At 60.7% G+C, this 25,370-nt stretch carries 21 protein-coding genes; 13 read left to right on the top strand and 8 right to left on the bottom strand.

The features are described 5' to 3' along the window. The first annotated feature begins 60 nt into the window (after positions 1–60). The 11 genes from BGO64_RS00865 to BGO64_RS00815 all read left to right on the top strand — a co-directional run bounded on the left by BGO64_RS00865 (position 61) and on the right by BGO64_RS00815 (position 15,777). Positions 61–1,419, top strand: a complete 1,359-nt coding sequence (locus tag BGO64_RS00865; RefSeq protein ID WP_286699986.1) for a hypothetical protein — start codon at positions 61–63, stop codon at positions 1,417–1,419. 387 nt (positions 1,420–1,806) lie between these two features. Continuing rightward, on the top strand, positions 1,807–2,793 hold the full coding sequence (locus BGO64_RS00860) for a phage integrase (RefSeq protein ID WP_286699985.1): 987 nt from the start codon (positions 1,807–1,809) through the stop codon (positions 2,791–2,793). 398 nt (positions 2,794–3,191) lie between these two features. Beyond that, on the top strand, positions 3,192–4,175 hold the full coding sequence (gene pheS / locus BGO64_RS00855; protein ID WP_041215128.1) for a phenylalanine--tRNA ligase subunit alpha: 984 nt from the start codon (positions 3,192–3,194) through the stop codon (positions 4,173–4,175). A gap of 12 nt (positions 4,176–4,187) precedes the next feature. Further along, a complete protein-coding gene (gene pheT, locus BGO64_RS00850) occupies positions 4,188–6,575 on the top strand; it encodes a phenylalanine--tRNA ligase subunit beta (protein ID WP_045524898.1) in 2,388 nt (795 codons plus the stop codon). A 3-nt stretch (positions 6,576–6,578) separates the two neighbouring features. Further along, positions 6,579–6,875 (top strand): integration host factor subunit alpha, encoded by a 297-nt coding sequence (gene ihfA, locus BGO64_RS00845; protein WP_005300715.1) that lies wholly within the window; start codon positions 6,579–6,581, stop codon positions 6,873–6,875. A gap of 54 nt (positions 6,876–6,929) precedes the next feature. Continuing rightward, a complete protein-coding gene (locus BGO64_RS00840; protein WP_286700011.1) occupies positions 6,930–10,853 on the top strand; it encodes an ATP-binding protein in 3,924 nt (1,307 codons plus the stop codon). A 1-nt stretch (position 10,854) separates the two neighbouring features. Beyond that, the gene (locus BGO64_RS00835; RefSeq protein WP_039040767.1) at positions 10,855–12,105 is read left to right on the top strand and encodes a response regulator; all 1,251 of its coding nucleotides are present in this window, start codon (positions 10,855–10,857) and stop codon (positions 12,103–12,105) included. Further along, entirely contained in the window at positions 12,106–12,720 is a 615-nt protein-coding gene (locus BGO64_RS00830) for a GNAT family N-acetyltransferase (RefSeq protein WP_103261891.1), read from the top strand. A 72-nt stretch (positions 12,721–12,792) separates the two neighbouring features. After that, the gene (gene cobB, locus BGO64_RS00825) at positions 12,793–13,566 is read left to right on the top strand and encodes a Sir2 family NAD+-dependent deacetylase (RefSeq protein ID WP_010674794.1); all 774 of its coding nucleotides are present in this window, start codon (positions 12,793–12,795) and stop codon (positions 13,564–13,566) included. A gap of 85 nt (positions 13,567–13,651) precedes the next feature. After that, entirely contained in the window at positions 13,652–14,131 is a 480-nt protein-coding gene (locus BGO64_RS00820) for a putative pterin-binding protein (protein ID WP_029314555.1), read from the top strand. Further along, entirely contained in the window at positions 14,128–15,777 is a 1,650-nt protein-coding gene (locus tag BGO64_RS00815; RefSeq protein ID WP_274799354.1) for a GGDEF domain-containing protein, read from the top strand. Before BGO64_RS00820 ends, BGO64_RS00815 begins: the two co-directional genes overlap by 4 nt. Before the next feature lie 88 nt (positions 15,778–15,865). Here the strand turns inward: BGO64_RS00815 and BGO64_RS00810 are convergent, their stop codons facing one another. The 7 genes from BGO64_RS00810 to BGO64_RS00780 all read right to left on the bottom strand — a co-directional run bounded on the left by BGO64_RS00810 (position 15,866) and on the right by BGO64_RS00780 (position 22,640). After that, entirely contained in the window at positions 15,866–16,891 is a 1,026-nt protein-coding gene (locus tag BGO64_RS00810; protein WP_216944279.1) for a substrate-binding domain-containing protein, read from the bottom strand. Further along, positions 16,891–17,823 carry a ribokinase gene (gene rbsK / locus BGO64_RS00805; protein WP_216944278.1) on the bottom strand — a complete coding sequence of 311 codons (933 nt, stop codon included), beginning with the start codon at positions 17,821–17,823 and terminating at the stop codon, positions 16,891–16,893. The genes BGO64_RS00810 and rbsK overlap by 1 nt, the downstream gene beginning before the upstream one ends. A 98-nt stretch (positions 17,824–17,921) precedes the next feature. Further along, entirely contained in the window at positions 17,922–18,797 is an 876-nt protein-coding gene (rbsB, locus tag BGO64_RS00800) for a ribose ABC transporter substrate-binding protein RbsB (RefSeq protein WP_010674790.1), read from the bottom strand. 30 nt (positions 18,798–18,827) lie between these two features. Next, entirely contained in the window at positions 18,828–19,796 is a 969-nt protein-coding gene (gene rbsC, locus BGO64_RS00795; RefSeq protein ID WP_042863889.1) for a ribose ABC transporter permease, read from the bottom strand. After that, complete coding sequence (gene rbsA / locus BGO64_RS00790; protein WP_286699984.1) at positions 19,793–21,322, bottom strand: ribose ABC transporter ATP-binding protein RbsA; 1,530 nt, start codon at positions 21,320–21,322, stop codon at positions 19,793–19,795. The genes rbsC and rbsA overlap by 4 nt, the downstream gene beginning before the upstream one ends. Positions 21,323–21,357: 35 nt before the next feature. Then, entirely contained in the window at positions 21,358–21,777 is a 420-nt protein-coding gene (gene rbsD, locus BGO64_RS00785) for a D-ribose pyranase (RefSeq protein ID WP_216944276.1), read from the bottom strand. Positions 21,778–22,022: 245 nt separating this feature from the next. Further along, the gene (locus BGO64_RS00780) at positions 22,023–22,640 is read right to left on the bottom strand and encodes a glutathione S-transferase family protein (RefSeq protein ID WP_201890014.1); all 618 of its coding nucleotides are present in this window, start codon (positions 22,638–22,640) and stop codon (positions 22,023–22,025) included. A gap of 257 nt (positions 22,641–22,897) precedes the next feature. On the opposite strand from BGO64_RS00780, the gene BGO64_RS00775 reads away from it, so the two are divergent. Together BGO64_RS00775 and BGO64_RS00770 are read left to right on the top strand one after the other, a co-directional pair. Further along, positions 22,898–23,653 (top strand): DUF2189 domain-containing protein, encoded by a 756-nt coding sequence (locus BGO64_RS00775; RefSeq protein WP_042017089.1) that lies wholly within the window; start codon positions 22,898–22,900, stop codon positions 23,651–23,653. Between the two features lie 60 nt (positions 23,654–23,713). Further along, positions 23,714–24,376 carry a DUF2987 domain-containing protein gene (locus tag BGO64_RS00770; protein WP_216944275.1) on the top strand — a complete coding sequence of 221 codons (663 nt, stop codon included), beginning with the start codon at positions 23,714–23,716 and terminating at the stop codon, positions 24,374–24,376. 71 nt (positions 24,377–24,447) lie between these two features. Here the strand turns inward: BGO64_RS00770 and ttcA are convergent, their stop codons facing one another. After that, positions 24,448–25,356, bottom strand: a complete 909-nt coding sequence (gene ttcA, locus BGO64_RS00765) for a tRNA 2-thiocytidine(32) synthetase TtcA (RefSeq protein ID WP_010674783.1) — start codon at positions 25,354–25,356, stop codon at positions 24,448–24,450. Positions 25,357–25,370 lie beyond the last annotated feature (14 nt).

The following is a 25,370-nucleotide window of genomic DNA, read 5'->3' as shown; positions in this document are numbered from 1 at the left end:
TGATATCTGTAGGGCATAAAGATTTTTGAAAAGTATCATATAGGTTAGGGAATAACTATCGTGATAATGAGTACCGATCTTCCAGAAGGCACTGGTGAAAATAATTTTAGAACTGATGGTTCCTTCTTCATGCAATATAAATTGCAAGAGCTGGCTTATTTAGTAAGAACTTACTTTACCATAAAACAAGGGGATGAAAACCTATTCAAAACGGATGAAAAAGAGTCACTTGATCTTCTAGATGAAGTCATATTTCATTTGTATAAAGAGGGTGCATCCTACAGTAGAGTTCTAGCACTTATCGATGAGTTTATTGGGACAGCCGTAATTGCATTTAAGAACTGCTGCTATGATGATAATCGACATATATTTAAAGCGCGTTTAGGGTGGTTTGGAAATCAAGAATATATGTACTCAAGGGAGGCTGATGTTGCTTTTATTACTTTCTTTTTCAACATACTTCCAGATTTTGCTAAAGAGCTACCCAAAAGTCGCACTGAAATTACGCTCGATAACGGTCTAAGGCAGGTTAATTTCAATATTGAAAATGACATGTGCAGAATAATTGGTGCAAGTATTGTGTCTTATCATGCATCGAGACATGAACGATTAATTGAAGAAAATAAAAATTCATTAAGTGAAAGTGTATTATCAACAGTCCAAAAGAAAGCAACAGAACTTCAAGCAAATGCTAAAGTCGAGATTAGTGAATTTCTCTCTGCTTTAATGGAGAAAAAGGCTGATGAACTATCATCACTAAAGTCTGAATACAGCAACGTTAACGATTACTACGCAAAGAATATAGAGGACTTAATTAAACGTACTAATATTAACGAGAGTTATTCCGAGGAGGTTTTGAAGAAAGCAAATTCTCTATTGGATTCAGCAAAAGATATACATGGAAGGACAAATAGAGAGGCTATGGCTGGAACATTTGAGAAAATATCTCAAGAGTTAATAAAACCTCTTTGGGTTTGGGGTGTAGGGTTATTTATATCTTTGGGTGTTATATTTTCTGTTGGTATCGTGTTTTATGTCGAAGGGGCTGAAAGTTTAACCATCCCTCAATTATTAAGTCGAGTTTTCTTGATAACACCGATGCTGTGGCTTGCATGGTTTTCTGGTCGGCAATATAACCATACCAGTAAACTGAGACAGGATTATAGATACAAAAGCGCTGTGGCAAAAGCATATCATGGATATAAATCAGAAACAGGGGAGGAGAATGATCAGATGCATGCACATTTACTCCACAACATTGTAAACCATTTTTCTGACAACCCGGTTAGACTGTATGATAAAACTGAATCATCTATGCCAATAGAGGATTTTTTGAAGAAGATATCACCAGACCATTTAGTTGAAATATTGAAAGCAGCTATGCAAGCGAAAAGTGGTAAGGATTTGAAGTCAAAGTAAAGTTAAAAATAGACTGTGCTAATAAATATTTGGTATCGAAGCGACTAATTCTGCGAAAGTGCATAATTAGTTCTTCATAAAAGATGAAAAGCTGCCATTCAAGTGTTTAGTGTTCACTCTGGATAAAAAGGGTATTGAATAGGAGTGTTAAGGGAGGGGTCGGTTGATAGCTGGCTCCGCTTTCGATTTCATTGGTAGATCCAATCATTTTCTGTTCAACGATGTTTGACTTAACCCCAGTTAAACACTTCCAAACCCCATAAGGTGCTGTATAAAATCACAGTGTTTCGATGGTGGAGGGATGTCAGTGAGAGTGCAATGGTTGGGAGCTGTGTTGATGTGTTTGCTGCGGGGATGGTTGAGCGCCTTCCTATATAAGGCAGGGCGATGAGCATCAAGTCCACGCCCGAGGGGTACCTGGTCGATATCCGCCCGCAGGGGAGGGAGGGCAAGCGGATCCGCAAGCGCTTCAAGACAAAGTCCGAGGCTCAGCAGTTCGAGCGGTGGGTGATCGCCACCGAGCACAACAAAGAGTGGGTGGACCGCCCGGCAGACAACCGGCCGCTCTCCGAGCTTATCGAACTCTGGTGGCGCTACCATGGCCAGACCCTGAAAGCAGGGGAGGCGGTTCGTAAGAAACTCCACAATATCGATGCCGCGTTGCGCCACCCGTTGGCAAGACAGGTGACCCGGGCACTGTTCTCCGAGTATCGGGCGCAGCGTCTGCAGGCTGGCCGCCAACCCAAGACGGTCAATCGCGAGCAGGAGATGCTGGGCGGGGTGTTCTCGGTGCTCACCGATCTCGGTCACTACCACCACGAGAACCCGCTCAAAGAGATGAAGAAGGTCAAACTGGTTGAGCGGTCGATGGGCTACCTGACCCAGGAAGAGATCAAGGACGTTCTGGCTGCGCTAACTGGGGATAACCTGAAAGTGGTCAAACTCTGCCTGGCCACGGGAGCGCGTTGGAGTGAAGCAGCCAATCTGCGCCGTGAAGATGTGCTGGCCAGCCGGGTGACCTACATCAACACCAAGAATGGCAAAAACCGCACCGTACCGATCTCGGCCGAGCTGTGCCAAGAGATAACGAACGGGGTGAACCGGGGTCCGCTGTTTCGTGACCTCGACTATCTGCTGGTGCGTGACGTGCTCAAGACCGTGGCGCCGGATCTGCCAGCAGGGCAGGCGGTGCATGTGTTCCGGCACACGTTTGCATCACACTTCATGATGTCCGGGGGCAACATCCTCGCGCTGCAAAAAATACTGGGCCACCACAACATCCAGCAAACGATGACCTATGCCCACTTCGCACCGGACTATCTGAGCGATGCGGTGCGCTTCAACCCGCTGGAAAACCTGCTACCTGCCGCATGATGAAGTGTCCACAAATTGCCCCAAACAGGGTCGTCACGGGGCTTTTGATGTACCCTGTGGTCGCTCGTAACTCATTGATATTTATCTATGTTGTTGTTTTCATTAGACATGGAAAGGGGGCTCAGGCCTCCTTTTTTGTTGCTCATTTTTGAGCGTTGGCAGGTAGCATGCCACGTTCATGAATGCTTTATCCTTCCATATGCCAACAAACTAGAACAAACAACGCTTGTCTCAATCCTGTTGCATCTGGCTTGTGGCTTCCTCCATATAACAAAATGATTTGCAGGGAGAAAAGCCCGTCATAACTATGGTCAGCCAAGGGGCTTTTTTTGTATTATTCCCCTCTTGACCTTATTTAGCCTAAAGGCTCCTGTTCCGGGAGTGGTGACGAGGAAGACATGCAACAGCTTGAAGAAGTAGTCGGCCAGGCCAAGGCCGAAATTGAGGGCGTAAGCGACATCGCCGCCCTTGACGAAATCCGGGTCAAATATCTGGGTAAAAAGGGCTTTTTTACCGAGCAGATGAAGGGCCTGGGCGCCCTGTCCGCTGAAGAGCGTCCCGCCGCGGGCGCCGTGATCAACCAGGCCAAGCAGCAGGTTCAGGATGCCCTGAACGCGCGTCGTGAAGCCCTCGAGGTCGCCGTGCTGAACCAGAAGCTGGCCGCCGAGACCATCGACGTCAGCCTGCCGGGCCGCCGCATCGAGAATGGCGGTCTGCACCCGGTGACCCGTACCATCGAGCGCATCGAGCGCCTGTTTGGCGAGATGGGCTTCAAGGTTGCCCGTGGTCCCGAGATTGAAGATGGCTTCCACAACTTCGATGCGCTGAATATCCCGGCTCACCACCCGGCGCGTACCGATCACGACACCTTCTACTTCAATCCTGATCTGATGCTGCGTACCCACACCTCGGGCGTGCAGATCCGCACCATGGAACATCAGCAGCCGCCTATCCGCATCATCGCACCGGGCCGTGTCTATCGTAACGACTACGACATGACCCACACCCCGATGTTCCACCAGGTCGAAGGCCTGCTGGTTGACGAACATGCCAGCTTTACCGAGCTGAAAGGCATCCTGCACGACTTCCTGCGCAACTACTTCGAGGAAGACTTGACGATTCGCTTCCGTCCTTCCTATTTCCCGTTCACCGAGCCGAGCGCCGAAGTGGATGTGATGGGCAAGAACGGCAAGTGGCTGGAAGTGCTGGGCTGCGGCATGGTGCACCCGAACGTGCTGCGTTCGGTCGGCATCGATCCGGAAAAATACTCCGGCTTTGCCTTTGGCATGGGCGTTGAGCGCCTGACCATGCTGCGTTACGGGGTCAATGACCTGCGTGCCTTCTTCGAAAACGACCTGCGCTTCCTCAAGCAGTTCAAGTAAGGGCGAGAGAACATGAAATTCAGTAAATCCTGGGTGATGGAGTGGGTCCGCACCGAGTTGAGTGACAATGCACTGGCCGAGCAGATCACTATGGCCGGTCTGGAAGTGGACGCCGTGGAAGCGGTGGCCGGCCAGTTCAACAATGTGGTCGTGGGTGAAGTGGTCGAGTGCGCCCAGCACCCGGACGCCGACAAGCTGCGGGTGACCAAGGTCAATGTGGGCGAGGCCGAGCTGCTGGACATCGTCTGCGGTGCGCCGAACTGCCGCGCCGGCCTCAAAGTGTGCGTGGCCAAGGTCGGGGCGACCCTGCCGGGTGATTTCACCATCAAGAAAGCCAAGCTGCGCGGCCAGCCGTCCCACGGCATGCTCTGTTCCTTCAGCGAGCTGGGCATCGACGTCGAAGCCGATGGCATCATCGAACTGCCGCTGGATGCCCCCATCGGGACCGATATCCGTGAATACCTCGCGCTCAACGACGTCAGCATCGATGTGGATCTGACCCCGAACCGTGCCGACTGCCTCGGCATCGCGGGTCTTGCCCGTGAAATCGGCGTGCTCAACAGCGTGGACGTGGTCGAGCCGACCTGGGCGCCAGCCGTTGCCACTATCGATGCAACCTTCCCGATCCGGGTTGAAGCGTCGGCAGATTGCCCCCGTTATCTGGGCCGTGTCATCAAGGGGCTGAACCTGCACGCCCAGAGCCCGCTCTGGATGCAGGAGAAGCTGCGCCGTGGCGGTATTCGTTCCATCGACGCCATCGTTGACATCACCAACTACCTGCTGCTGGAATACGGCCAGCCGATGCACGCCTTCGACCTGGCGACGCTTGAAGGGGAACTGGTGGTGCGTCGCGCCAAGGCCGACGAGCCCATGACCCTGCTCGATGGCAACGAGGTGAAGCTCAAAGAGACCACGCTCGTGATTGCCGATGCCAAAGGCCCTGCCTGCATGGCCGGCATCTTCGGCGGCGATCGCACCGGTGTCTCCGAGACCACCACCGACATCCTGCTGGAGTGCGCCTTCTTCGCGCCGCTCTCCATCACCGGCCGTGCCCGTGCCTACGGTCTGCACACCGACTCCTCCCACCGCTTCGAGCGCGGGGTGGATCCCGAGCTGCAGGCCAAGGTGATGGATCGTGCCACCCGTCTGCTGCTGGATATCTGCGGCGGTGAAGCGGGTCCGGTCATCGAAGTCAAATCCGATGCCCATCTGCCGAAAGCGGCACCCATCAAGCTGCGCCGCACCAAGCTCGACAAGGTGATCGGCATCAGCGTAGCGGATGCGCAGGTGGTCGAAATTCTGACTCGTCTGGGCATGCAGGTAACCGTAGATACTGACGGCTGGACCGCACTGGCCCCCTCCTGGCGTTTTGACATCGCCATCGAGGAAGACCTCATCGAGGAAGTGGCCCGCATCTACGGCTACAACAACATCCCGAACCTGAAACCCGCCGCCTCCCTGGCGATGGTGGAGCAGGCTGAAGGGCAGGTGACCCTGAAGCGGGTGCGCGACCTGCTGGTTGACCGCGGTTTCCAGGAAGCGATCACCTACAGCTTCGTGGATCCCAAGGCTCAGCAGACCCTGTTCCCGCAGAGCGATGCCATCGTGCTGCCGAACCCGATCTCGGTCGAGATGTCCGCCATGCGCGTCTCTCTGTTCCCGGGTCTGGTGCAGGCGGTGGTCTACAACCAGAACCGTCAGCAGCCACGCGTGCGCCTGTTTGAGCAGGGCCTGCGTTTCATCAAGGACGAGAATGCCGAGAACGGCATCCGTCAGGAGCCCATGCTTGCCGGCATCATCACCGGCAACCAGGGGGACGAGCACTGGGATGTCAAGGCCCGTCCCGTCGACTTCTTCGATCTGAAGGGTGACCTGGAAGCGGTGCTGGATCTGACCGCCGAAGGGGCTACCTTCACCTTCGAGCGTACCGAGCACAGTGCCCTGCATCCGGGCCAGAGCGCAGCCATTCTGCGCAATGGCGTCGTGATCGGCCACATCGGCGTGATCCACCCGAGCCTCGAGAAGAAGCTGGGGCTCAAGAGCCGCGCTGTCATGTTCGAGCTGGAGCTGGACAAACTGACGCCGGCCAAGGTGCCGGTTGCTGCCGAAGTATCCAAGTTCCCGGCCAACCGTCGCGACATCGCCGTGGTGGTTGACAGACAGATCCTGGCAGGCGACGTTCTCGCAGTAATTAAAAAAGTTGGCGGAAATCAGTTAGTTGGAATAAACTTGTTCGACGTATACCAGGGCGCTGGTATGGCAGAGGACAAGAAGAGCCTGGCCATCAGCCTGGTGTTGCAAGACACCCAGCGCACCCTGGAGGAGAAAGAGATCGCCGAGACCGTGGACAATGTCGTGCGGGCCCTCGGTGAAGAGTTGAATGCATCCTTGAGGGATTGATCTATGGCGCTTACCAAAGCCGACATTGCAGAGCACCTGTTCACCCAGCTCGGGATGAGCAAGCGTGAAGCCAAAGATATGGTGGAAGCCTTCTTTGAGGAGATCAGACAGGCGCTCGAGCGTGGCGAACAGGTCAAGATTTCCGGCTTCGGTAACTTCGATCTTCGCGAGAAGAACCAGCGTCCCGGACGCAACCCCAAGACGGGGGAGGATATTCCCATCAGCGCCCGTCGCGTGGTGACCTTCCGGCCCGGCCAGAAGCTCAAGGCCAGGGTAGAAAATGTTGAACCCAACGAGTGACAAAAAGCCAGGCAATCGCCTGGCTTTTCCATTCCGATGATAAAAACCCTTCTGTTGTCCGGCGCGCTGCTGGCCTTGCCACTGCGTGCCGCCATACTCCCGCTGTCACCGGATGCCCAGGCTTATGCCGATTCGCTCACCGGACTGACCTTCTGTTACCCGGCCCTGCAACGTCCTCCCTATCTGGAGGCGGAGGGGGGCCTGCTCATCGATCGCATGACGCGGTTGGCAGAGCTGTTGCCGGTACCGGTGCGCTTCGAGAAGCGGCCGAGCTGGGCAGTCATGACGCAGGATCTGCTGAACGGGCGCTGCGATCTCATTCCTCACGTCGGGCCTGCCCGGTCGAACTCGAGCGATACCGTCTTGAGCCGCGCCATGATGGAAGCGGAGTCCGCCATCCTCTATCGGGGTGAGCTCGATCAGGCGCAGTTTCTGGTGTCACCCATCTGGCAGGCCCAGGAGACCCTGAAGCGTCTCTATCCTGGTTCATCCCAGCAACTGCTGACCGATGCTGAGAACTGGTATGGTGCCCTGGTGGCCGGCAAGGGCAGCGCCTATCTCGGCGATTATCTGCAACTGCGCTACCTGATGCGGGAATTCCCGGATGAAGGGCTGCGCCTTCGCCGTCTTCGCAGCGACGATCTGGTCATCAGCTACCGGCTGATGATGCGCAACCAGCCCGAGTTGCTCGAGCTGGTGGATACGGCCATCCGCTATTTGCCGCCGGGCAGTCTCTACCGGGATCTGGGCAAGTATCTGCCTCAGGGTGAGCAGGATGTGAATCCTCTGCATTTTACCGACAAGGAGCAGGCCTGGCTGGTCGGCAAGGCCCACACCATCAAGATGGTGGCGGATCCCGGCTTCATGCCATACAGCGGTGTCAACCAGCAGGGAGAGCTCATTGGCTGGAGTGCGGATGTCTTGCGGGAAGTGAGTCGGCAGACAGGGCTGCGCTTCGAGCTGGTGCCCGCCGCCAGCCGGGAGGAGGCGTTGGCATTGCTGCGCAGTGGCGATGCCGCCATGATGGTCGGGCTGATGGAGTCCGCCGCCCTGAACAAGGAGTTCAACTTCACCCGGATGGTGGCGACCAGCCGCTATGCTCTGGTCAGTCGCAGCAAGAGGGGGCCTGCCTCCCTCGCGGACGTCAGTGGCAAGGTGGTGGTCCCGAGAATGCTCTATGATCCCGGCCTGCTTGCCCGGTTCGGCCAGCATGAGTGGGAGGTGACCGACAACCTGCTGCAGGGATTGGCGGCGGTGCGGCATGGGGATGCCCAGGCCATGCTGGCGGAGTTGTACCAGCTCCAATATCCCATTCGAAACAACCAGTTGAGCGAGCTGACCATCACCGAATTGCCGGAGCGTTTCGGTCTCGGTTTTGCCATCCGGCCGGAACAGACCAGCCTGGCAGGGGTGCTGGATCAGAGCCTGATGACCCTCAATGATCGGCAGGTGGACGAGCTGGTGCAACGCTGGCGTCGCCTGGTGGTCAACCAGCAGGAAGGGGTCAGCTACGGTTTCTGGCTTGGCTCCGTGTTGCTGGCACTGCTGATCAGCATGGCGGTGATCTGGTCAGTCTGGCGTTCCCGCCAGCAACTGGCCCAGGAGGCCCGCGAGCGTCACAAGGTAGAGCAGGCGCTGGCGCTGGAAAGCAAGTTCAGGGAGTCTCTCTTCCAGGCGCTCCCCGTTCCCGTGTTCTTGCGCAATGACAAGGGGGAGGTGATCAAGCGCAACAAGCGGGCCAAGCGCATGGAGGCGCGCTACGCCGCCGATCTGGTGCTGCCCGCGCCACAGTTGCAGGGCGCCGAAGGGGAGCTGGCGCTGCACGAGCAGGTCTACTCCTATGCCCAGATTCCCTTGCGACTGGGCCCCCAGGCACCGGCAGGGGATCTTATCGCCCTCTCCGACATCAGCGCCCTGCGCGAGCGTACCCGCCTGCTGCGTCAGGCAGAGCGGCGCCTGCGCGCCCTCACCAATACGGTGCCCGGTGTGGTGCTGCAATTCACCCTGCTGGGGGGAGCCATCACCCGGGTGGAGTTTGTGAGCCGGGGCAGTCACGAACTGCTGGGGCTGGCGAGCCAGCAGATCCGGGTCAATCCCAACGAGACCCTGACTCGCATCTCCCACCAGGACAGGCGCGAGATGCGAGCCCCCATGCTGGCCATGCTGCAAGCCGGGCGACCTTTCTCCCATCTGCTGCGCTATCAGCACCCCGCCAAGGGAACCCGCTGGCTGCAATTTTCCGGCAGGGGGCGCCGTCAGGGGGAGGGGTGGCGGATCTACGGGGTGGTGCAGGATGTGACGGCCAGGGTGGAGCAGGAGCACTCCCTGCAGCTTTCCCACGAGCAGGCCCAGCAGGCCGTGCTTGCCAAGGGGCGCTTCCTGGCCGCCGTTAGCCACGAGATCCGTACCCCCATGAACGCCATGCTCGGCTTGCTGGAGTGGCTCGAGCAGACCGGACTCAATGCAGAGCAGGCCTCGGCTCTGGCCCATGTCAGGCAGGCGGGCAATGAACTGCTCGGGCTGCTCAACGACGTGCTCGACTTCAGCCGCAACGAGACGCGTCAGTTGCGCCTCTCCGTACAGCCCACGGATCTGGTGGAGCTGTGCGAGCACGTGGCGGCGGTGCACTGGTCCAAGGCGCGATCCCGCCATCTGCAACTGCGCCTAGCGCTCGACCCGGCGCTGCCCGCCTTGATGGAACTCGATCCCCACCGGGTGCAACAGGTGCTGCACAACCTGCTCTCCAACGCCATCAAGTTCAGCGAGCGGGGAGAGGTGGTGCTCTGGGCCCGGCGGCAAGGGGAGTGGATTTTGTGCGGGGTGGATGACGAGGGGCCCGGGATCAGTGCCGAACTGTTGCCCCGGTTGTTCCAGCCCTTCGAGCAAGGGGAGGAGCCTGGCCAGCCCAGAGCCCAGGGGACCGGGCTTGGGCTGGCCATCTGCCGTCAGCTGATGGAACAGATGGGGGGCGAGATCCGGGTTGAACCTCTGGCTCGCGGGGGCAGCCGTTTCCTCTGTTCCTTGCCCCTCAGGCATGCGCAGGAGAAGGCGCCCTGGCAACCGCGCGTCAAGACGGTCTCCCTGCAACTGTTGCCCGGGGAGCTCGAATATATGCGGGCCTGGCTCGCAGAGTTTGGCGTGGCCGAGGATCCGGCGGCACCTTGCCTTGGGGCCATGCAGGACGATGGGGGCTTGCGCGCCTGGTACTGGCAGGGGGAACCCTGGATCCCGGGCTCCGTGGTCAGCCTGCTGCAGCCCAGACTCGTCCGTGGCGCCGAGGAGATCACAGACCTGCCGGGGGCAGGCAGGCGGGTGCTGCTGGTAGAAGATCACGAAGTGAACAGAATGCTGATCAGCATGCAGCTGGGTCAGCTGGGGGCCCGGGTATTGAGCGCGGCCAATGGCCGTCTGGCACTGGAGATCCTGCAATCGGAGTCGGTGGATCTGGTGCTGACGGATCTGCAGATGCCGGTGATGGACGGCGCCGAGCTCTGCAGGCAATTGCACGCCGATGAACGCTGGCAGCATCTACCCGTCTACGTGATCACCGCGGATCTCAGCGAGCAGGCGGCGCAGCGACTGGCGGAATGCGGCTGTCAGGGCCATCTGGACAAACCCGTCTTGCTCAGGGATCTGGCCGTACTGCTTCGTACCGTCTTTGGCCCCCATGACGGGGGGAAGGCACCGCAGCCAACGGCAGCCCTTTCCCTGCCCGTGTCCCTCAGCCCGGCCCTCGTTGACATCTATCTGGCATCGGTTCACCAGGATCTGGCCGACATTGAGCGGTGTGTCACACAAGGGGACCAGAAGGCCCTCAATACGGCTTTACACAAGATGAAGGGGGCCGCCAAAATGGTGGGGGCTACCCCCCTGGTAGAGGTGATCGACCGTTGGCAGGAGGCCCCCGGACATCCCCTTGGAGCCGCCTTGAGGCAGTGCGTGGAAGAGGTCTGCCGACAACTGGGCGAGAGAGCATGACATGATCATCACAGATGAAGAGTTGATGGCCTTGCTGGAGTCTGATGACAGCCAGGAGCCAACGTTTTACCCGGTCAGCGTCTATGCCCTGGACGCCGTCTCCCATCAGGCGGTCAAGGGGGCGGGCCTGCCGGCCTATGCCAATCTGCACCGCACCCGACCCGATGCCGGCTGGCAATGGGAAGGGCTGTTTGCCGCCGGGGCCATCGCCCTGTTTGATCCTGCCTCTCATCAGGGGGCCGACTATCTGCCTCATCTGCTGGCTCCCGGGGCGGGGATCTATCGCCTCAGCGATCCCTGGCTCGAGGGGTTGCAGGCACGGGAGCAGGGGTGGCGTGCCTGGCTCGCCCAGTGCCAGATCCTGCTGCTCGAAGATCACCCCTTCCAGGGAGCCTGCATTCAGCAGGAGATCCAGGGACTGGGGTTGCCCTGCCACTGGGTTCAGGATGGCGAAGGGTGCCTCAAGGCGCTGGAAGAGGGGGGCGTGAGATTGCTTATCTGTGATCTCAGCCTAGCGGAGCAGGATGCCATCAGCCTGCTGATGAGCCATCCCCAGTATCGCCACAGCGGTCTGCCCATCATCCTGCTCTCCGCTCATGATCAGACCCTGATAGACGGCGCCCGGCGTCTCCTGCACGATGCGGGTTTCAACGTGCTGGCCGCCCTGGCCAAGCCGCTGCAAAGCGACGATCTGCTGCGTCTGCTCAAGATGCTCTATCTTGGCCCCCAGCGTCAGCGCAGGCTGGGCGGGCTCAAGCGCACCGTGCGTAGCTGGCAGGGAGAGGCGAGAGGACAGCTTGGGCTGCTGGCAGATGCGGCTTCCTGCACGCTGCCGATCTGGCTGAGCCTGAGCGGTCTTTCCCCTCACTGGGAGCCGCTCAAGCTCTGGCTCGAGCAGCATGGACGAGAAGCAAGCGAACTCACCCTGGTCATCCACCGACGGGATCACCTGCTGAGCCAGGCGGACCGTTTCGCCCTGGTGCTGCAGGCGAGCCTCGCGGGGGCCAGACTCGCGCTGCTGCTCGATCATGCCCAGCACCTGCCGTTTGATCTCATCGAGCGTCTGCCGTTGCAATCCTTGCTGCTCGGGCAACACCTGCTGCCCGAACTGGAGGCGATGGCTGCCGACTCCTTGCTGGCCCGCTTCATCCAGCGCTCCCGGGAGCTTGGCATCGCGCTCTACCTCGACGACCCCTTCAACCTGCAGGATGCCGCCCAGTGGCAGGATCGCGGCGTGGCAGGGCGCTGGTAAATGGCTCGCTATCTTTGCTGGCCGCTCGATGAGCCGCGCTTGTGGCAGGGAATGTCGGGTTGGACGGCTCCCGCCTCACGGGCCGCCTTGCCGATGACGATGGTGGTGGGGGGGCTGACTTGCCGCTTGCAGGAGCTGGCGGGCAGCGACCCGAAGCGAATAAGCGCGGCCTATGACGCCCTGAGCGAGCAGAGCGTCTATTTGCGCTTCATGCGGGCCAAGCAGCCTGCGACGGCCGAGCAGCTCGCCTTCTTTCTCGACTACCCCAGAGAACCCCAGATAGGATTGCTGCTGACCGACGAGCAGGGGGGGCCGCTTGCCATGGCCCAGTCCGTTCGCCGGCGCCTGCACCCGGACAGGGCCGAGTTCTCCTGCATCGTCGCGGATCATTTTCAGCATCGCGGCGCCGGGCGTCGCATCCTGCTGGCGCTTGCGCGGCTGGCATACGGGGAGGGGATCCGGGAGTGGACGGCGGAAGTGCTCGGCCAGAATCGCCCCATGCTGGCTCTGCTCAAGGGGCTCGGGTTGCCGCTTACCCTGGTGACAGGACGGGAGATGGTCTTTGCCAGGCTGGATCTCGCGCCCATGGCGAGCTTTGTGCTCCCATCGGCCTAAGACCAAGGGCGAATGGGCCGCCTCTTGCTCCTGTGCTAAGGTCAGCCTGTTACCCGTTGGAGGAGAACAACCATGGTGCAGTCAGCCAAACATATCGTGATCCTCACCGGTGCCGGCATCTCGGCCGAATCCGGTATCAAGACCTTCCGGGCCTGTGATGGCCTGTGGGAAGAGCACAGGGTGGAGGACGTGGCCACCCCTGAAGGCTATGCGCGGGATCCCGAACTGGTACAACGTTTCTACAATGCACGGCGCCATCAGTTGCAGCGCGCCGAGATCCACCCCAATCCGGCCCACTATGCATTGGCCCGTCTGGAGCGCCTGCTGCCGGGGCGCGTCACCTTGGTCACCCAGAACATCGACAACCTGCACGAGAGTGCCGGCAGCAAGAACCTCATCCACATGCACGGCGAGTTGCTCAAGGCCCGCTGCCCGGGCTCGGGTCAGGTGATCGAGTGGCGCGGGGATCTCCATCAGGAAGAGCTGTGTTCCTGCTGCCAGTTTCCCCACCCGCTGCGCCCCCATGTGGTCTGGTTCGGGGAGATGCCCCTCGGACTTGACCGCATCTACTCGGCCCTGGCTCAGTGCGATCTCTTCATCTCCATCGGGACCTCCGGGGCGGTCTACCCTGCCGCCGGATTCGTCCATGAGGCCGGCCTGAACGGTGCCCATACGGTGGAGCTCAATCTGGAGCCGAGCGAAGTGGGCAGCCAGTTTGATGAAAAACGTTATGGTCCGGCTTCCTTGCTGGTGCCCGCTTTTGTGGATGAACTCCTGCAAAGTTGCGGAGTGCATCAGCCTCTCTCCGTCGAGGGCCATAACTGGATGGAGATGCGGGGCCCCTAATTATTGATTTTTCACACAGTTGCATTGACCCACTGAAATCGCCACACTGGCACCTAACTTCAAGATGCAGTTGGCACAACATGTCATGAACTTTCCAACGCGCGGGATGGCCTCGCTCCTGCTGGTGCTTTTCTCGTTCGGTACCCAGGCTTCCTCCTCTTCGCTATTGCAACTGATCCTGCCGGACAAGCGGGAAATCACCCTGGATGAGGCGGCGTTGGCAGCCTTGCCACAAGTGGAGTTCGAGACGGCGACGCCCTGGACCCTCGGCACTCACCGCTATCGTGGACCGACCCTGAAGAGCGTGCTGGCGGCGCAGCAGGTGGATAGTGCCAGCGCCATCGATGTCGCCGCACTCAATGGCTACCAGCAGCGGGTCGATCTCTCCCTGTTTGCCAAGGTGCCGCTGACCCTGGTGCGTTACCAGGATGACAAACCGCTCACCCGTCGCAATAAAGGGCCGCTCTGGCTGCTGGTCCCCCTCTCGGCCCATCCCGACATGGATGTGTCCGCCATCCACAACAACATGGTCTGGCAGGTGATCCGCATCGAGGTTGTCCCGTGACGCGACGACAGCGAGATAACCTGCTGCTTGCAGCCATTTCCCTGCTGTTTCTCTTCTCGTCCCTCTGGGGGCTGCTGCTGCAGAGTCGGCACGAGCAGCTCGTTGACATGTTCTACCGCAACACCCACTGGAACATCAGCCAGGTAATGCAGGAGTCCCAGCGATTTCTCTATGATGTGCGCCTCTACCGTGCCGGGGCGCTCGACATGGCGGCCCTGAGCCTGGATTACGACCTGCTGTGGAACCGGCTGGATGTGTTCCTGATCAGTACCGAGACCGCCGATGCGCGGGCGAGGCATGGGCTGGGGGAGGTGCTTGAACGGCTCTTTGACGAACTCAAGGGGCTGGATCCCCAGATGCAGTCCGGGGAGCTGAAGAGGGGGAAAGCCCTCGATCTTGCCCTCGTCCGGCTGACCGGCTTGACCCATCAGGTGGAGCAGATTGGGGATCAGATCCTCTCCGGCCAGGAGCGGGAAGCCTCCCTCAACCAGTTGCGCCAGAGCCTGTTCTGGATCCAGATCTGGCAGTTGATCCTGCTGGTGATGGGCTGTGTGCTGGTATTTGCCCTCATTCGGACCAATCTGCAGAATCGTCGCCTCTCCCTGCTCGATCCCATGACCCGGCTTGGCAACCGCCGGGCCTTGCAGGGACAGCTCAGGCAATCCCTGCTGCAAGATCGAGTCCAGGCGCTGGCGGTGCTGGATCTGAAGCGGTTCAAGCAGGTCAATGATCTGCTCGGATACCAGGTTGGTGATCGCCTGTTGCAGGCCGTTGCGGCCCGGTTGCGTCAGGCATGCCCCGGTCGTGCGTACCGGCTGGGGGGCGATGAGTTCGCCGTGGTGCTGGACGACGAAGAGGGAGATCTCGATGCCCGCATGGCCGCCATGGTGAGCCTGTTGCAGTTTGAGTTCGTGACCCGGGAAAGCAGCTTTGATCTGGCGTGTCGCTTCGGAGTGGCCAGGTGCGAGGGTGGCGAGGATGCCGATGAGCTATTGGAGCAGGCCATATTGGCATTGAACGAGGCCAAGCGTGAGGGGAACACCCTGGTGTGGTATCAGAGTGCGATGAAGGCTGACCTCCACATGGCCCAGCGGCAGCTGCACCAACTGCGGGAATGGCTGGCGGGGGCCGCCCCTTCACCCCTGGAGACCCTCTGCGAGCCGATGAGAGACGAGCAGGGCGTGCCGGTGACGGCGGTCAGCCTGCGCTGGCGGGTGAGCCAGCAGCCCTGTGATGTGGGCTGGATGCAGGAGCGTGGTGTCCTTGGGCCCGTGATGGCACGATGGCTGACAGAAGAGCCATGCAGTGGCACCTTGCTGGTAAGGCTTCATCAGCCTGCCCAGCTGGCCCCTCTGCTGGCGAGCCTGCCCCCCTTGCCACAGGGGAGGCTGATCCTGGCATTGCCTGCGCTGATACCGGATGCCACCCTGCTTGAGAAGATGCGCGAGTGTGGCTGCGTGCTGGCGCTGAGCGAGCTTGGCAGCAGCGCCCCCGAACTGCTGCAAGCGGGCTGGCCAATTCGCTACTGGCTGCCAGCCCCCTCCGGGTACGAGGCGCTGCTCCAGCCGTTGGCAACGGCGCTGGGGCTGCTGCGCCTGGCTCCCCGGGGAGAGGCGCAGCAAGAGGATGATCTCAAGCTGAGTTGAGTGGTGGCTTGTGCAGTCCGGGGCCGATGCCAAGGAGACAATACACAGAAGGGCGGCTCATGGCCGCCCTTCTGCTGCTTGCTGGCACTTAAACTGGTTTGCTGTTCGGTGAGGAAAAGGGAGCGCAGGAGTGTCTGATCACCAGGTCCGGATCCACGGTGATCATGCGGTTTGCGATGGGCTCGCCGTTAATGCGCGCCAGCAGCCGGGTGACGGCGAGGCGGCCCAGCTCCTCTTTCGGTTGATTGACCGTGGTGAGCGGGGGGGACATGAACTGGGCCAGCGCCACGTTGTCATAGCCGACGATGGAGAGATCGCGGGGGATCTCCAGCCCCGCCTGATGGGCGGCACTGATGACCCCCATGGCCATCATGTCGTTGCAGACAAACAGCGCGGTGGGACGCTCTGGCAGTGCCAGCAGGCGGGTCATGGCGGCGGCACCGCTGGCGCAGTCAAAGTCTCCCTCCTGGATCCAGCCCGGATTGACGGTGAGCCCGGCCTCCTGCATTGCCTGCTCGAAACCCGCCTGGCGCTGGTTGGCCGGGGCGCGGCTGTGGGGCCCCGTGATGCAACCGATGGCAGTGTGACCCAGCCCCAGCAGGTGGCGGGTTGCCAGGTAGCCGCCGCGATGGGAGTTGTCGGCGATGAGATCCACCTCGCCGTTCTCCATGCCCCAGTCCATCACCACGACTGGCAGGCTCTTGAGCCAGTCGAGCTGGTTGAACACCTCCTGCTGCCCTTCACTGCACATGATGAGCAGGCCGTCGACCCGTTTCCTGAGCATCATCTTGAGGTAGGAGAGCGCGGTCTCGGCCTGTCCTTCGGTGTTGCCCAGCATCAGGTTGTAACCCTGCTCGAAGCAGTAGCGCTCCACCCCGCGCACCACCTCGGCGAAGAAGGGGTTGCTGGAGGTGGTAACCAGCATGCCGATGCTGTTGGTCTCCTTTACCTTGAGGCTGCGGGCCACCAGGCTCGGGGCATAGTTGAGATCGCGCATGGCGGCGAAGACCCGCTCCCGGGTCTCTTCGGCCACGAAGCGGGTCTCGTTGATGACGTGGGAGACGGTGGTGGTCGACACCCCCGCCAGCGCGGCCACCTCCTTGATATTGGCCATCAGTGCCCCTGCGCAGTCTGTTCAAGGAGGAAGGTATCGACTTCCTGCTTGCTCGGGATGGAGCTCTGGGCACCAAACCGAGTGACGGAGAGTGCCGCCGCCCCGTGGGCAAAGCGTACGGCTGCGTCAAAGTCGGCGCCGGCGAGCTCGGCCGCCAGGAAGGCGCCGTTGAAGGTATCCCCGGCCGCCGTGGTATCCACTGCCTTGACCCGGAAACCCGGCATGAGCGCCTGTTGCTGCCCCTTGCTGCAATAGACCCCTTGAGACCCCAGGGTGATCATCACCTCACCGATGCCCATCTGGTGGAAGCGGGCTGCAGCCTCACGGGCGCTCGCTTCGTCCGTCACCTTGACGCCGGTCAGCAGCTCGGCCTCGGTCTGGTTGGGGGTGATGAGGTCCACCAGCGCCAGCAGATCCCTTGAGAGCGGGCGCGCGGGGGCGGGGTTGAGCACCACCCGGGTGCCGTGGGCACGAGCCAGACGGGCCGCTTCCTGCACGCTCTCGAGCGGCACTTCCAGTTGCAGCAGCAGGGTGTGGGCGGCGGCGATCATTGCCTCGTGACCTTGCACTACGGCCGGGGTGAGGGCGCCATTGGCTTCGGCGGAGATGCCGATGCTGTTCTCCCCCTCGTCGCTCACATAGATGATGGCGATGCCGGTGGGGAGCCTGGGGTCGAGTTCGACGGCGCTGACATCGATGCCGTCGTTGGCAAACCCGGTTTTCATCTGGTGGCCGATGGCATCATCACCGATGCGGGCGATGAAGGAGACAGGGGCGCCGAGGCGGGCGGCGGCCACCGCCTGATTGGCGCCCTTGCCGCCGGGAACGACCTGATAGCTGTGGCCGGTCAGGGTTTCACCGGGGCGGGGAAAGTGGGGGACGCGCAGCACATGATCCGCATTCACGCTGCCGAGGACTACGAGACGATTCATTCCTATCACCCTTGGTTGAGTACATCCTGGTCTGGGTGGACCCAGACCAGGCGGCACTGGCGGAAAAAGAGAGGGGAGGCGAACCTCCCCCCGTCAACTTACTTGTTGACGATTTGCAGCGGTACCGGGATGGATTTTTCCACCGGTTGACCCTTGAGCACCTTGTCGGCGGTTTCCACGCCGATGGCGCCGATGAGGGCAGGCTGCTGGGCCACGGTGGCGGCCAGTTTACCCTTGGCCACGGCGGCTTTGCCATCGTCGGTGCCGTCAAAGCCCACGATCATCACCTCTTTGCCAGCGGCCTGCACGGCGCGGATGGCACCCAGCGCCATCTCGTCGTTCTGGGCGAACACTGCCTGCACGGTCGGATGGGCGGCCAGCAGGTTCTCCATGACGTTCAGACCCTTGGTGCGATCAAAGTCGGCGGGCTGGGAGGCCAGCACCTGCAGCTTGTTGGCGGTGACTGCCAGGGCGAAGCCTTCGCCGCGATCACGGGCGGCGGAGGTACCTGCGATCCCTTCCAGCTGGATCACTTTGGCACCGCTGCCCAGCTTCTCGGCGATGAAGTCGCCAGCCAGCTTGCCACCGGCCACGTTGTCGGAGGCGATGTGGGCCTTGACGTCACCCTGGGCTGCGCCGCGGTCCAGGGTCAGCACCGGGATGTTCGCCTTGTTGGCCAGGCGAATGGCGTTGCCCACCGCTTCGGAGTCGGTCGGGTTGATCAGGATGGCGTTCACCTTGCGCACGGTGAGATCTTCCACGTTGGAGAGCTCCTTGGCCGGGTCGTTCTGGGAGTCCAGCACCACCAGCTCGTAGCCAAGCTCCTTGGCCTTGGCTTCGGCGCCCTCCTTCATGGTGACGAAGAAGGGGTTGTTGAGGGTGGAGACCACCATCGCCAGGGTGTGATCCGCGGCCTGGGCGGTGCCCAGCACGGACATGATGGCGGCAGCGAGCAGGGTATTGAGCTTTTTCATCATTTCATTCCTTGTGTGTGGCGTGGCTTGTTAACGGTTGCTTTTGTTATCGATCATCACGGCAAGCAAAATCACGCTGGCCTTGGCGATCATCTGGTAATAGGACGAGACGTCGAGCAGGTTGAGGGCATTGTTGAGGAAGCCGATGATGAGGGCACCGATCAGGGTACCCATGATACGGCCCTTGCCCCCCATCAGGCTGGTGCCCCCCAGCACCACGGCGGCGATGGCATCCAGCTCGTACCCCATGCCGGCGGTGGGCTGGGCGGAGGAGAGGCGGGATGTGACGATGAGCCCGGCCAGTGCCGACAGCATGCCGCACAGACCATACACCGCGAGCTTGACCCGATCCACATTGATACCGGAGAGGCGGGTAGCCGATTCGTTGCCGCCGAGGGCATAGATGTAGCGGCCCAGGCGAGTGTGGTTGAGCAGGTACCAGGCCAGCAGGAAGACGATGGCCATCAGCCAGATGGGCACCGGCAGACCCAGCAGGTAGCCGGTACCCAGCCAGGCGAAGTGATCGGCGCCGTCACTGAAGCCGGTGGAAATGGGGCGCCCCTCGGTGTAGACCATGGTGACGCCGCGCAGGGCGGTCATGGTGACCAGGGTGGCGATGAAGGCCTGTACCTTGCCCTTGGCGATGATGAGGCCGCTGACGCTGCCAAGCAGGGCGCCGGCCCCCAGGGTGAGGGGGATCACCAGGCCGATGGGCAGCTCCATGGCCACCATGGTGGCGGCCAGGGCGCCGCACAGGGCCAGTACAGAGCCGACCGACAGATCGATGCCGGCGGTGAGGATGACCAGCGTCATGCCGACCGCCATGATGGCGTTGACCGATGTCTGGCGCAGGATGTTGAGCAGGTTGTCGGCGGTGAAGAAGTTGGGGCTCAGGAAAGAGACCACGCCGATCAGCACCAGCAGCGCGACCAGGGACTTGTTCTCGATCCACCAGGCCTTGCTCATGACGCCGCGGCGGGAAAGGGTTTGGGTTGTCATTGTGCTGCCTCTTGCTCTGCTTGCCATTGTTTACCGACTGCCGCTGCCATCAGCTTCTCCTGATTGGCATCGCGGGTGTTGAATTCTGCGCTGATGCGCCCTTCGTGCATCACCATGATGCGATCACTCATGCCGAGTACTTCCGGCATTTCGGAGGAAACCAGGATGATGCTCATCCCCTCCTTCTTGAACTGGTTGATGAGCTGATAGATCTCCTTCTTGGCGCCGACATCGACGCCGCGGGTCGGCTCATCCAGGATCAGCACCTTGGGCCGGGTCAGCAGCCCCTTGGCGATGGCCACCTTCTGCTGGTTGCCGCCGGAGAGGAGCTTGATCAGCTGATCCTGACTCGGGGTCTTGATGTTGAACAGACGCACATAGTCCCCTACCGCCTGGCGCTCGGCCTTGCCGTCAATCTTGCCGCCACGAATGAACTCGCCGAGGGCGCACAGGCTCATGTTTTCGCGCACCGACAGCTCCAGCACCAGGCCGTCGCCTTTGCGATCCTCGGAGATATAGGCGATGCCGGCGGCCAGACCATCGGCCGGGCTTCTGGGTACCAGGGCGTGGCCATCCACCGTCACCTGGCCAGCGCTGATGGGGCTGGCGCCATAGATAAGCTTCATCAGCTCGGTGCGGCCGGAGCCCATCAGGCCGCTGAAGCCCAGAATTTCCCCCTGACGCAGGGAGAAGCTCACCCCGCGCACGCCGGGGCCAGCCAGATCCTTCACCTGCAGGCTGACCGGGCCGAGCTCGCGCACCAGGCGCGGGTACTGCTCTTCCAGCCGGCGGCCCACCATCATCTCGATGATCCTGTCTTCATCGAGATCGCTCACCGCCTGCTCGCCGATCCACTTGCCGTCCCGCAGCACGGTGACCCGATCGCAGATCTCGAAGATCTCTTTCAGGCGGTGGGAGATGTAGACGATGCCGCAGCCCTGCTCGCGCAGTTCGCGAATGACGGTGAAGAGCTGCTCGGTCTCGGTGTCGGTGAGGGCATCGGTGGGCTCGTCCATGATGATGACGCTGGCATCGAACGACAGCGCCTTGGCTATCTCCACCATCTGTTGCTCGCCGATGGAGAGACTTCCGAGTCGGGTATCCGGGCCGTGCTTGACGCCAAGCCGTGCCAGCAGACCGCTGGCACGCTCACGCAACTGCTTGTGGTCGATGCTGCCAAAACGGGTACGGGGTTCGCGGCCGAGGAAGATGTTGGCGGCAATCGACAATTCCGGCAGCAGGTTCAGCTCCTGGTGGATGATGCTGATCCCCTGATCCTGGGAGTCGCGGGGGCCCTTGAAGTGAACCGGCTGGCCGCGATAGCTGACGCTGCCCGCATCGGCCTGGTAGATGCCGGTCAGCACCTTCATCAGGGTCGACTTGCCAGCGCCATTTTCGCCGAGCAGGGCCATCACCTGGCCCGGATAGACCCGAAGACCCGCTTCGTCGAGGGCGCGTACCCCGGGGAAGGTCTTGACGATCCCGGTCAGCTCCAGAATGGGTGAGAGGGGGGAGGTTGTGCTCATTTGCAGCTTCCTTGAAGAGGCCTTCTTTGAAGAATTCAGAACGCCACACCGGCGCAGAGGATCAGGTTGGCGTAGGGAGTCACCTCGCCGCTGCGCACGATAGCCTTGCTCTGGTGGGAGCGAGCCTTGAACGCTTCGTGCAGGCAGTACTCGATGGCGATGGGCTTGCCTTGAGCCGCGGCGTGCGCCTCCAGCTGATCCACCAGCGCCTGATGGGTGGCGGGGCTGATCGCCTTGATCTCGCTTGCCATGATCACCTTCTCCACCACCAGGTCGGTGAGCAGGGCGGCCAGTACGGTTTCAAGGCTCGGCGTGCCCGCCATCAGCGCCAGATCGATGCGCTCGGGGCCTGCCGGAATGGGCAGGCCAGCGTCGCAGACGGTGATCTCGTCGGTGTGGCCCATCTTCGCGACCAGCGCGCTTAAGGGAGCATTGAGCAGCTTGCCTCGTTTCATACAGCACCTCGGCGGCCTGGGACCGCATATGGATATTGAGTTGGGCAATCGGTTACGCAACCGGTTGCGTCATTAGGGCGAAAGATAGGTGTTAACCGTTAACGGGTCTAGGCAGTGATGACGAAAATGTGAAAACGATCTCAGTGACAGGGCAATTTCAGAAGAAACGGGTGCCATAAGAGCACCCGTCTGAGAGGCGTCGCCGGATGTTGCCCGTACAAAAAGGCGTAACCGGCGCGAGGAGATCAGAGGGCGAGCGCCGCCTGCACTGCGGGGCGGGCCAGCATGCGCTGATAGTGATCCGCCACCTTGGGAAACTCGCTGATGGCTACCCCGTCGCTCTCGAGCCAGCCTGCAATCACGAAGAGGTAGATGTCGGCCAGGCTGAAGCGCTCCCCCAGTACCCAGGGGCCGGCCAGATAGTGGCGCTCAATCTGGTCAAAGCCATCGCGCATGTTCTGGGGCATCTTGGCCTGCATGGCAGCCATGGCCTGTTCATCGTTGGCCCAGCGGCCGGGACGGCGTCCGTGGGCATGGGCGACATGGACGGTGGAGACGAGGAAACTGTGTACCTCCTGCATCCTGGCCAGGAGGAAGGGGTCATCCAATGGGGCCAGCCCGGCGTTAGGAAAACGCTGGGCCACGTAGAGCAGCAGGGCTGGTGTTTCGGTCAGCACGCCATGCTCCGTCACCAGTGCCGGGACTCGCCCCTTGGGATTGATGGCGAGGTAGTCGGGGCTGCGCTGTTCACCAGCGGCCAGATCCAGGCGCTTGACAAGGTGAGGGGCACCGGCCTCCACCAGAGCGATGCGTACCGCCATGGCACAGGTACCCGGGGCAAGATAGAGCGTCAGTTCGGACATGACCGTTTTCCTTGTGTGAGAGAGAAGAGCCAGTGGACATCTCGTCCGCCAGCGCACGCCATCATCCTACTCCCGTTGGCCAGAGGGGCCAAGGGTGAGGGGAACCTCATCAAGAAGGGCTGCAAGGCCTTTGGTATCAATGGCTTTCTGAACGGAAGATAACAGGAAAAACGGCTACGCATGCCGGTTCAAACCGCTATAATGTGCCACCTTGGATCAGTCGTCAGTGAATGTTGGACAGTCAATTGAGTAATAGAATGCGGATCGGTGGAACCCTCGAACAGTCCCTCAGCCAGGGATATCGTCTGGACCTGCAAGGGGTGTTGAAAGAGGGGTGGCAACAGACTCGTCGCACCGGTTTCGGATTGGCGCTGGCCATCGCCGGGGTCATGGCAATCTGGATCCTGCTGAGCAATACCTTGCTGACGCCCTATGTCGCCCGTGAAGGAGGGGACATGGATATGGCCCTGATCCTGAGCCTGCTGGTCACGGTGATCATGTCACCCATGACCTCCTCCCTCGACATGCTGGGGTTGCAGCAGTCGGTGGGGGTGCGCGCCCGGCCGAGCCAGGTATTCGACTTCTTCCGCCACTTCCTGCGCCTGGGCAGCCTGAGTCTGCTCGGCAGCCTCATCACCAGCCTGTTTGGCCCCCTGTTCGAGCTGCTGGGCGTGCCGGTGATGCTGGCCTTCATCCCTTCCGCCCTGGTGGGCATGGGGCTGGTGTTTACCGTACCTCTGGTGCTGGAGCGCGGTCTTTCCCCGGCTCAGGCCATTCTGGTCTCCCTCAAGCTCTTTGCCCGGGGCTGGCCCAGCATAGTGCTGCTGCACGGGGTCATGCTGGCACTCTTCTTCCTGGCGCTCATCCCCATGGGGCTGGGACTTATCTGGGTGGCGCCGCTCTACTTCAACTGCAAGGGCATTCTCTACCGGGATCTGTGTGGGGTGGCAGTCGAAGTGACCGAGGTTGCCAGTGGCAACGACGGGCAGGGCCCGGATCATTTCAACGCATAACGGGATACCAGGGGTCAGCCGGTGTCGACCCGCCCGGAGCATGATGCAAAAGGATGGCATATGAACAAGCGATACGGGATGGCGGCGCTCCTGCTGGTACCCATGCTGGGACAGGCTGAGCCGTCCCTTGAACTTGACTACGGCACCTTCTACAGCCAGATGAAGACCTTCGCCAAGGGGGAATTTGGCCACGCCAGACTGGGCTTTTATCTGGCCAGTCAACAGAACGGTCGGCGATGCGGGCTCACCTCGGCCCGGGTCTCGACCCCGGACAGGGATGTGCCCGCCGAGGTCACGGTGGATGGCGAACTGCGTCTGCCCTATGACGATGATCTCAACCTCGACAAGGCGATCGTGGTGGTGGGGCTCACCGAGGCCCACGCTGCCTGCGATCTGTCGGTACAGGTGATGGCTGACGCCCCCGCCACACCCGAGGTGCCGCTGGCTGAGCTCGTCTCGCGCCAGCAGCAGATGCAGCGATTGCTCGACAAGATGGCCGGCATGGTCGGCCAGTATTTCCTGCCCAAGATGGAAGGGGTGAGGATCTCCATGGTGGCGCCCACAGGCACTGCCTACCTTGTGGAGGGTGCCCGTCAGGAGGCCGTCTCCTGGCAGCAGGGGCAACTGCTGCTCAGCAATGCGCAGCTGAAGGGGTTTGCCCAGGGCAAGCTGCAACTGCAAGGGGAGAGCCTGCGCCTGACCCCCTGGCTGCACAAGGAGTAGCGACCCGAGTCCGCAGATTGCCAGAATGAAAAAAGGAGCGCCTGGCGCTCCTTTTTTGTGGGTGACGGGGCTTAGCGCACCTCAATCACGTCCAGCATGTCCATCTCGTCGATGTCCAGCAGCGGCGCCTTGGGCAGCTCTGGCGGATCAAATGCCTTGTCGCCACCGTCGATGATGCCGGAGTCGCGGTTGATGCTCTTGAAGTCAAACAGTTGGTGATCGAGCAGGTGGCTCGGGATCACGTCCTGAATGGCGGTGAACATGGTTTCGAGACGACCCGGGAAGCGGCGATCCCACTCCTGCATCATCTGTTTGATGGCCTGGCGCTGCAGGTTCTCCTGGGAGCCGCACAGGTTGCAGGGGATGATGGGGAAGGCCTTGACCTCGGCATAGCGCACCAGATCTTTCTCCTTGCAGTAGGCCAGGGGGCGGATCACCACGTTCTTGCCATCGTCGCTCACCAGCTTGGGGGGCATGGATTTGAGCTTGCCACCGTAGAACATGTTGAGGAACAGAGTCTCGAGGATGTCGTCACGGTGATGGCCAAGGGCGATCTTGGTGCAACCCAGCTCCTGGGCGGTGCGATACAGAATGCCGCGGCGCAGGCGGGAGCAGAGCGCGCAGGTGGTCTTGCCCTCCGGTACCTTCTCCTTGACGATGGAGTAGGTATCTTCTTCCACGATCTTGAAGTCGATGCCGAGGGTGCTCAGGTATTCGGGCAGCACGTGCTCGGGGAAGCCGGGTTGCTTCTGATCCAGGTTGACGGCCACCAGATCGAAATGGATGGGGGCGCTGGCCTTCAGGCTCATCAGGATGTCGAGCATGGCAAAGCTGTCCTTGCCGCCAGACAGGCAGACCATGATCTTGTCACCCTCTTCAATCATGTTGAAGTCGGCGATGGCCTGGCCCACGTTGCGCCGCAGGCGTTTCTGCAGCTTGTTGAAACTGTATTTCTCTTTGGCGTTAAGCTCTTCTAGCATGGCCTCAAACCCGG

The sequence above is a fragment of the Aeromonas sp. 62-46 genome (assembly GCF_001898585.1).
Classification (GTDB): domain Bacteria; phylum Pseudomonadota; class Gammaproteobacteria; order Enterobacterales; family Aeromonadaceae; genus Aeromonas; species Aeromonas caviae.
This window is presented reverse-complemented; position numbering and strand designations above follow the sequence as displayed.

Bases quoted from the DNA above. Each gene is read 5' to 3' on its own strand.
- BGO64_RS00860 (WP_286699985.1), top strand. From the start codon at position 1,807: ATGAGCATCAAGTCCACGCCCGAGGGGTACCTGGTCGATATCCGCCCG.
- pheS (WP_041215128.1), top strand. From the start codon at position 3,192: ATGCAACAGCTTGAAGAAGTAGTCGGCCAGGCCAAGGCCGAAATTGAG.
- pheT (WP_045524898.1), top strand. From the start codon at position 4,188: ATGAAATTCAGTAAATCCTGGGTGATGGAGTGGGTCCGCACCGAGTTG.
- ihfA (WP_005300715.1), top strand. From the start codon at position 6,579: ATGGCGCTTACCAAAGCCGACATTGCAGAGCACCTGTTCACCCAGCTC.
- BGO64_RS00835 (WP_039040767.1), top strand. From the start codon at position 10,855: ATGATCATCACAGATGAAGAGTTGATGGCCTTGCTGGAGTCTGATGAC.
- BGO64_RS00830 (WP_103261891.1), top strand. From the start codon at position 12,106: ATGGCTCGCTATCTTTGCTGGCCGCTCGATGAGCCGCGCTTGTGGCAG.
- cobB (WP_010674794.1), top strand. From the start codon at position 12,793: ATGGTGCAGTCAGCCAAACATATCGTGATCCTCACCGGTGCCGGCATC.
- BGO64_RS00820 (WP_029314555.1), top strand. From the start codon at position 13,652: ATGAACTTTCCAACGCGCGGGATGGCCTCGCTCCTGCTGGTGCTTTTC.
- BGO64_RS00810 (WP_216944279.1), bottom strand. From the start codon at position 16,891: ATGGCCAATATCAAGGAGGTGGCCGCGCTGGCGGGGGTGTCGACCACC.
- rbsK (WP_216944278.1), bottom strand. From the start codon at position 17,823: ATGAATCGTCTCGTAGTCCTCGGCAGCGTGAATGCGGATCATGTGCTG.
- rbsB (WP_010674790.1), bottom strand. From the start codon at position 18,797: ATGAAAAAGCTCAATACCCTGCTCGCTGCCGCCATCATGTCCGTGCTG.
- rbsC (WP_042863889.1), bottom strand. From the start codon at position 19,796: ATGACAACCCAAACCCTTTCCCGCCGCGGCGTCATGAGCAAGGCCTGG.
- rbsA (WP_286699984.1), bottom strand. From the start codon at position 21,322: ATGAGCACAACCTCCCCCCTCTCACCCATTCTGGAGCTGACCGGGATC.
- rbsD (WP_216944276.1), bottom strand. From the start codon at position 21,777: ATGAAACGAGGCAAGCTGCTCAATGCTCCCTTAAGCGCGCTGGTCGCG.
- BGO64_RS00780 (WP_201890014.1), bottom strand. From the start codon at position 22,640: ATGTCCGAACTGACGCTCTATCTTGCCCCGGGTACCTGTGCCATGGCG.
- BGO64_RS00775 (WP_042017089.1), top strand. From the start codon at position 22,898: ATGCGGATCGGTGGAACCCTCGAACAGTCCCTCAGCCAGGGATATCGT.
- BGO64_RS00770 (WP_216944275.1), top strand. From the start codon at position 23,714: ATGAACAAGCGATACGGGATGGCGGCGCTCCTGCTGGTACCCATGCTG.
- ttcA (WP_010674783.1), bottom strand. From the start codon at position 25,356: ATGCTAGAAGAGCTTAACGCCAAAGAGAAATACAGTTTCAACAAGCTG.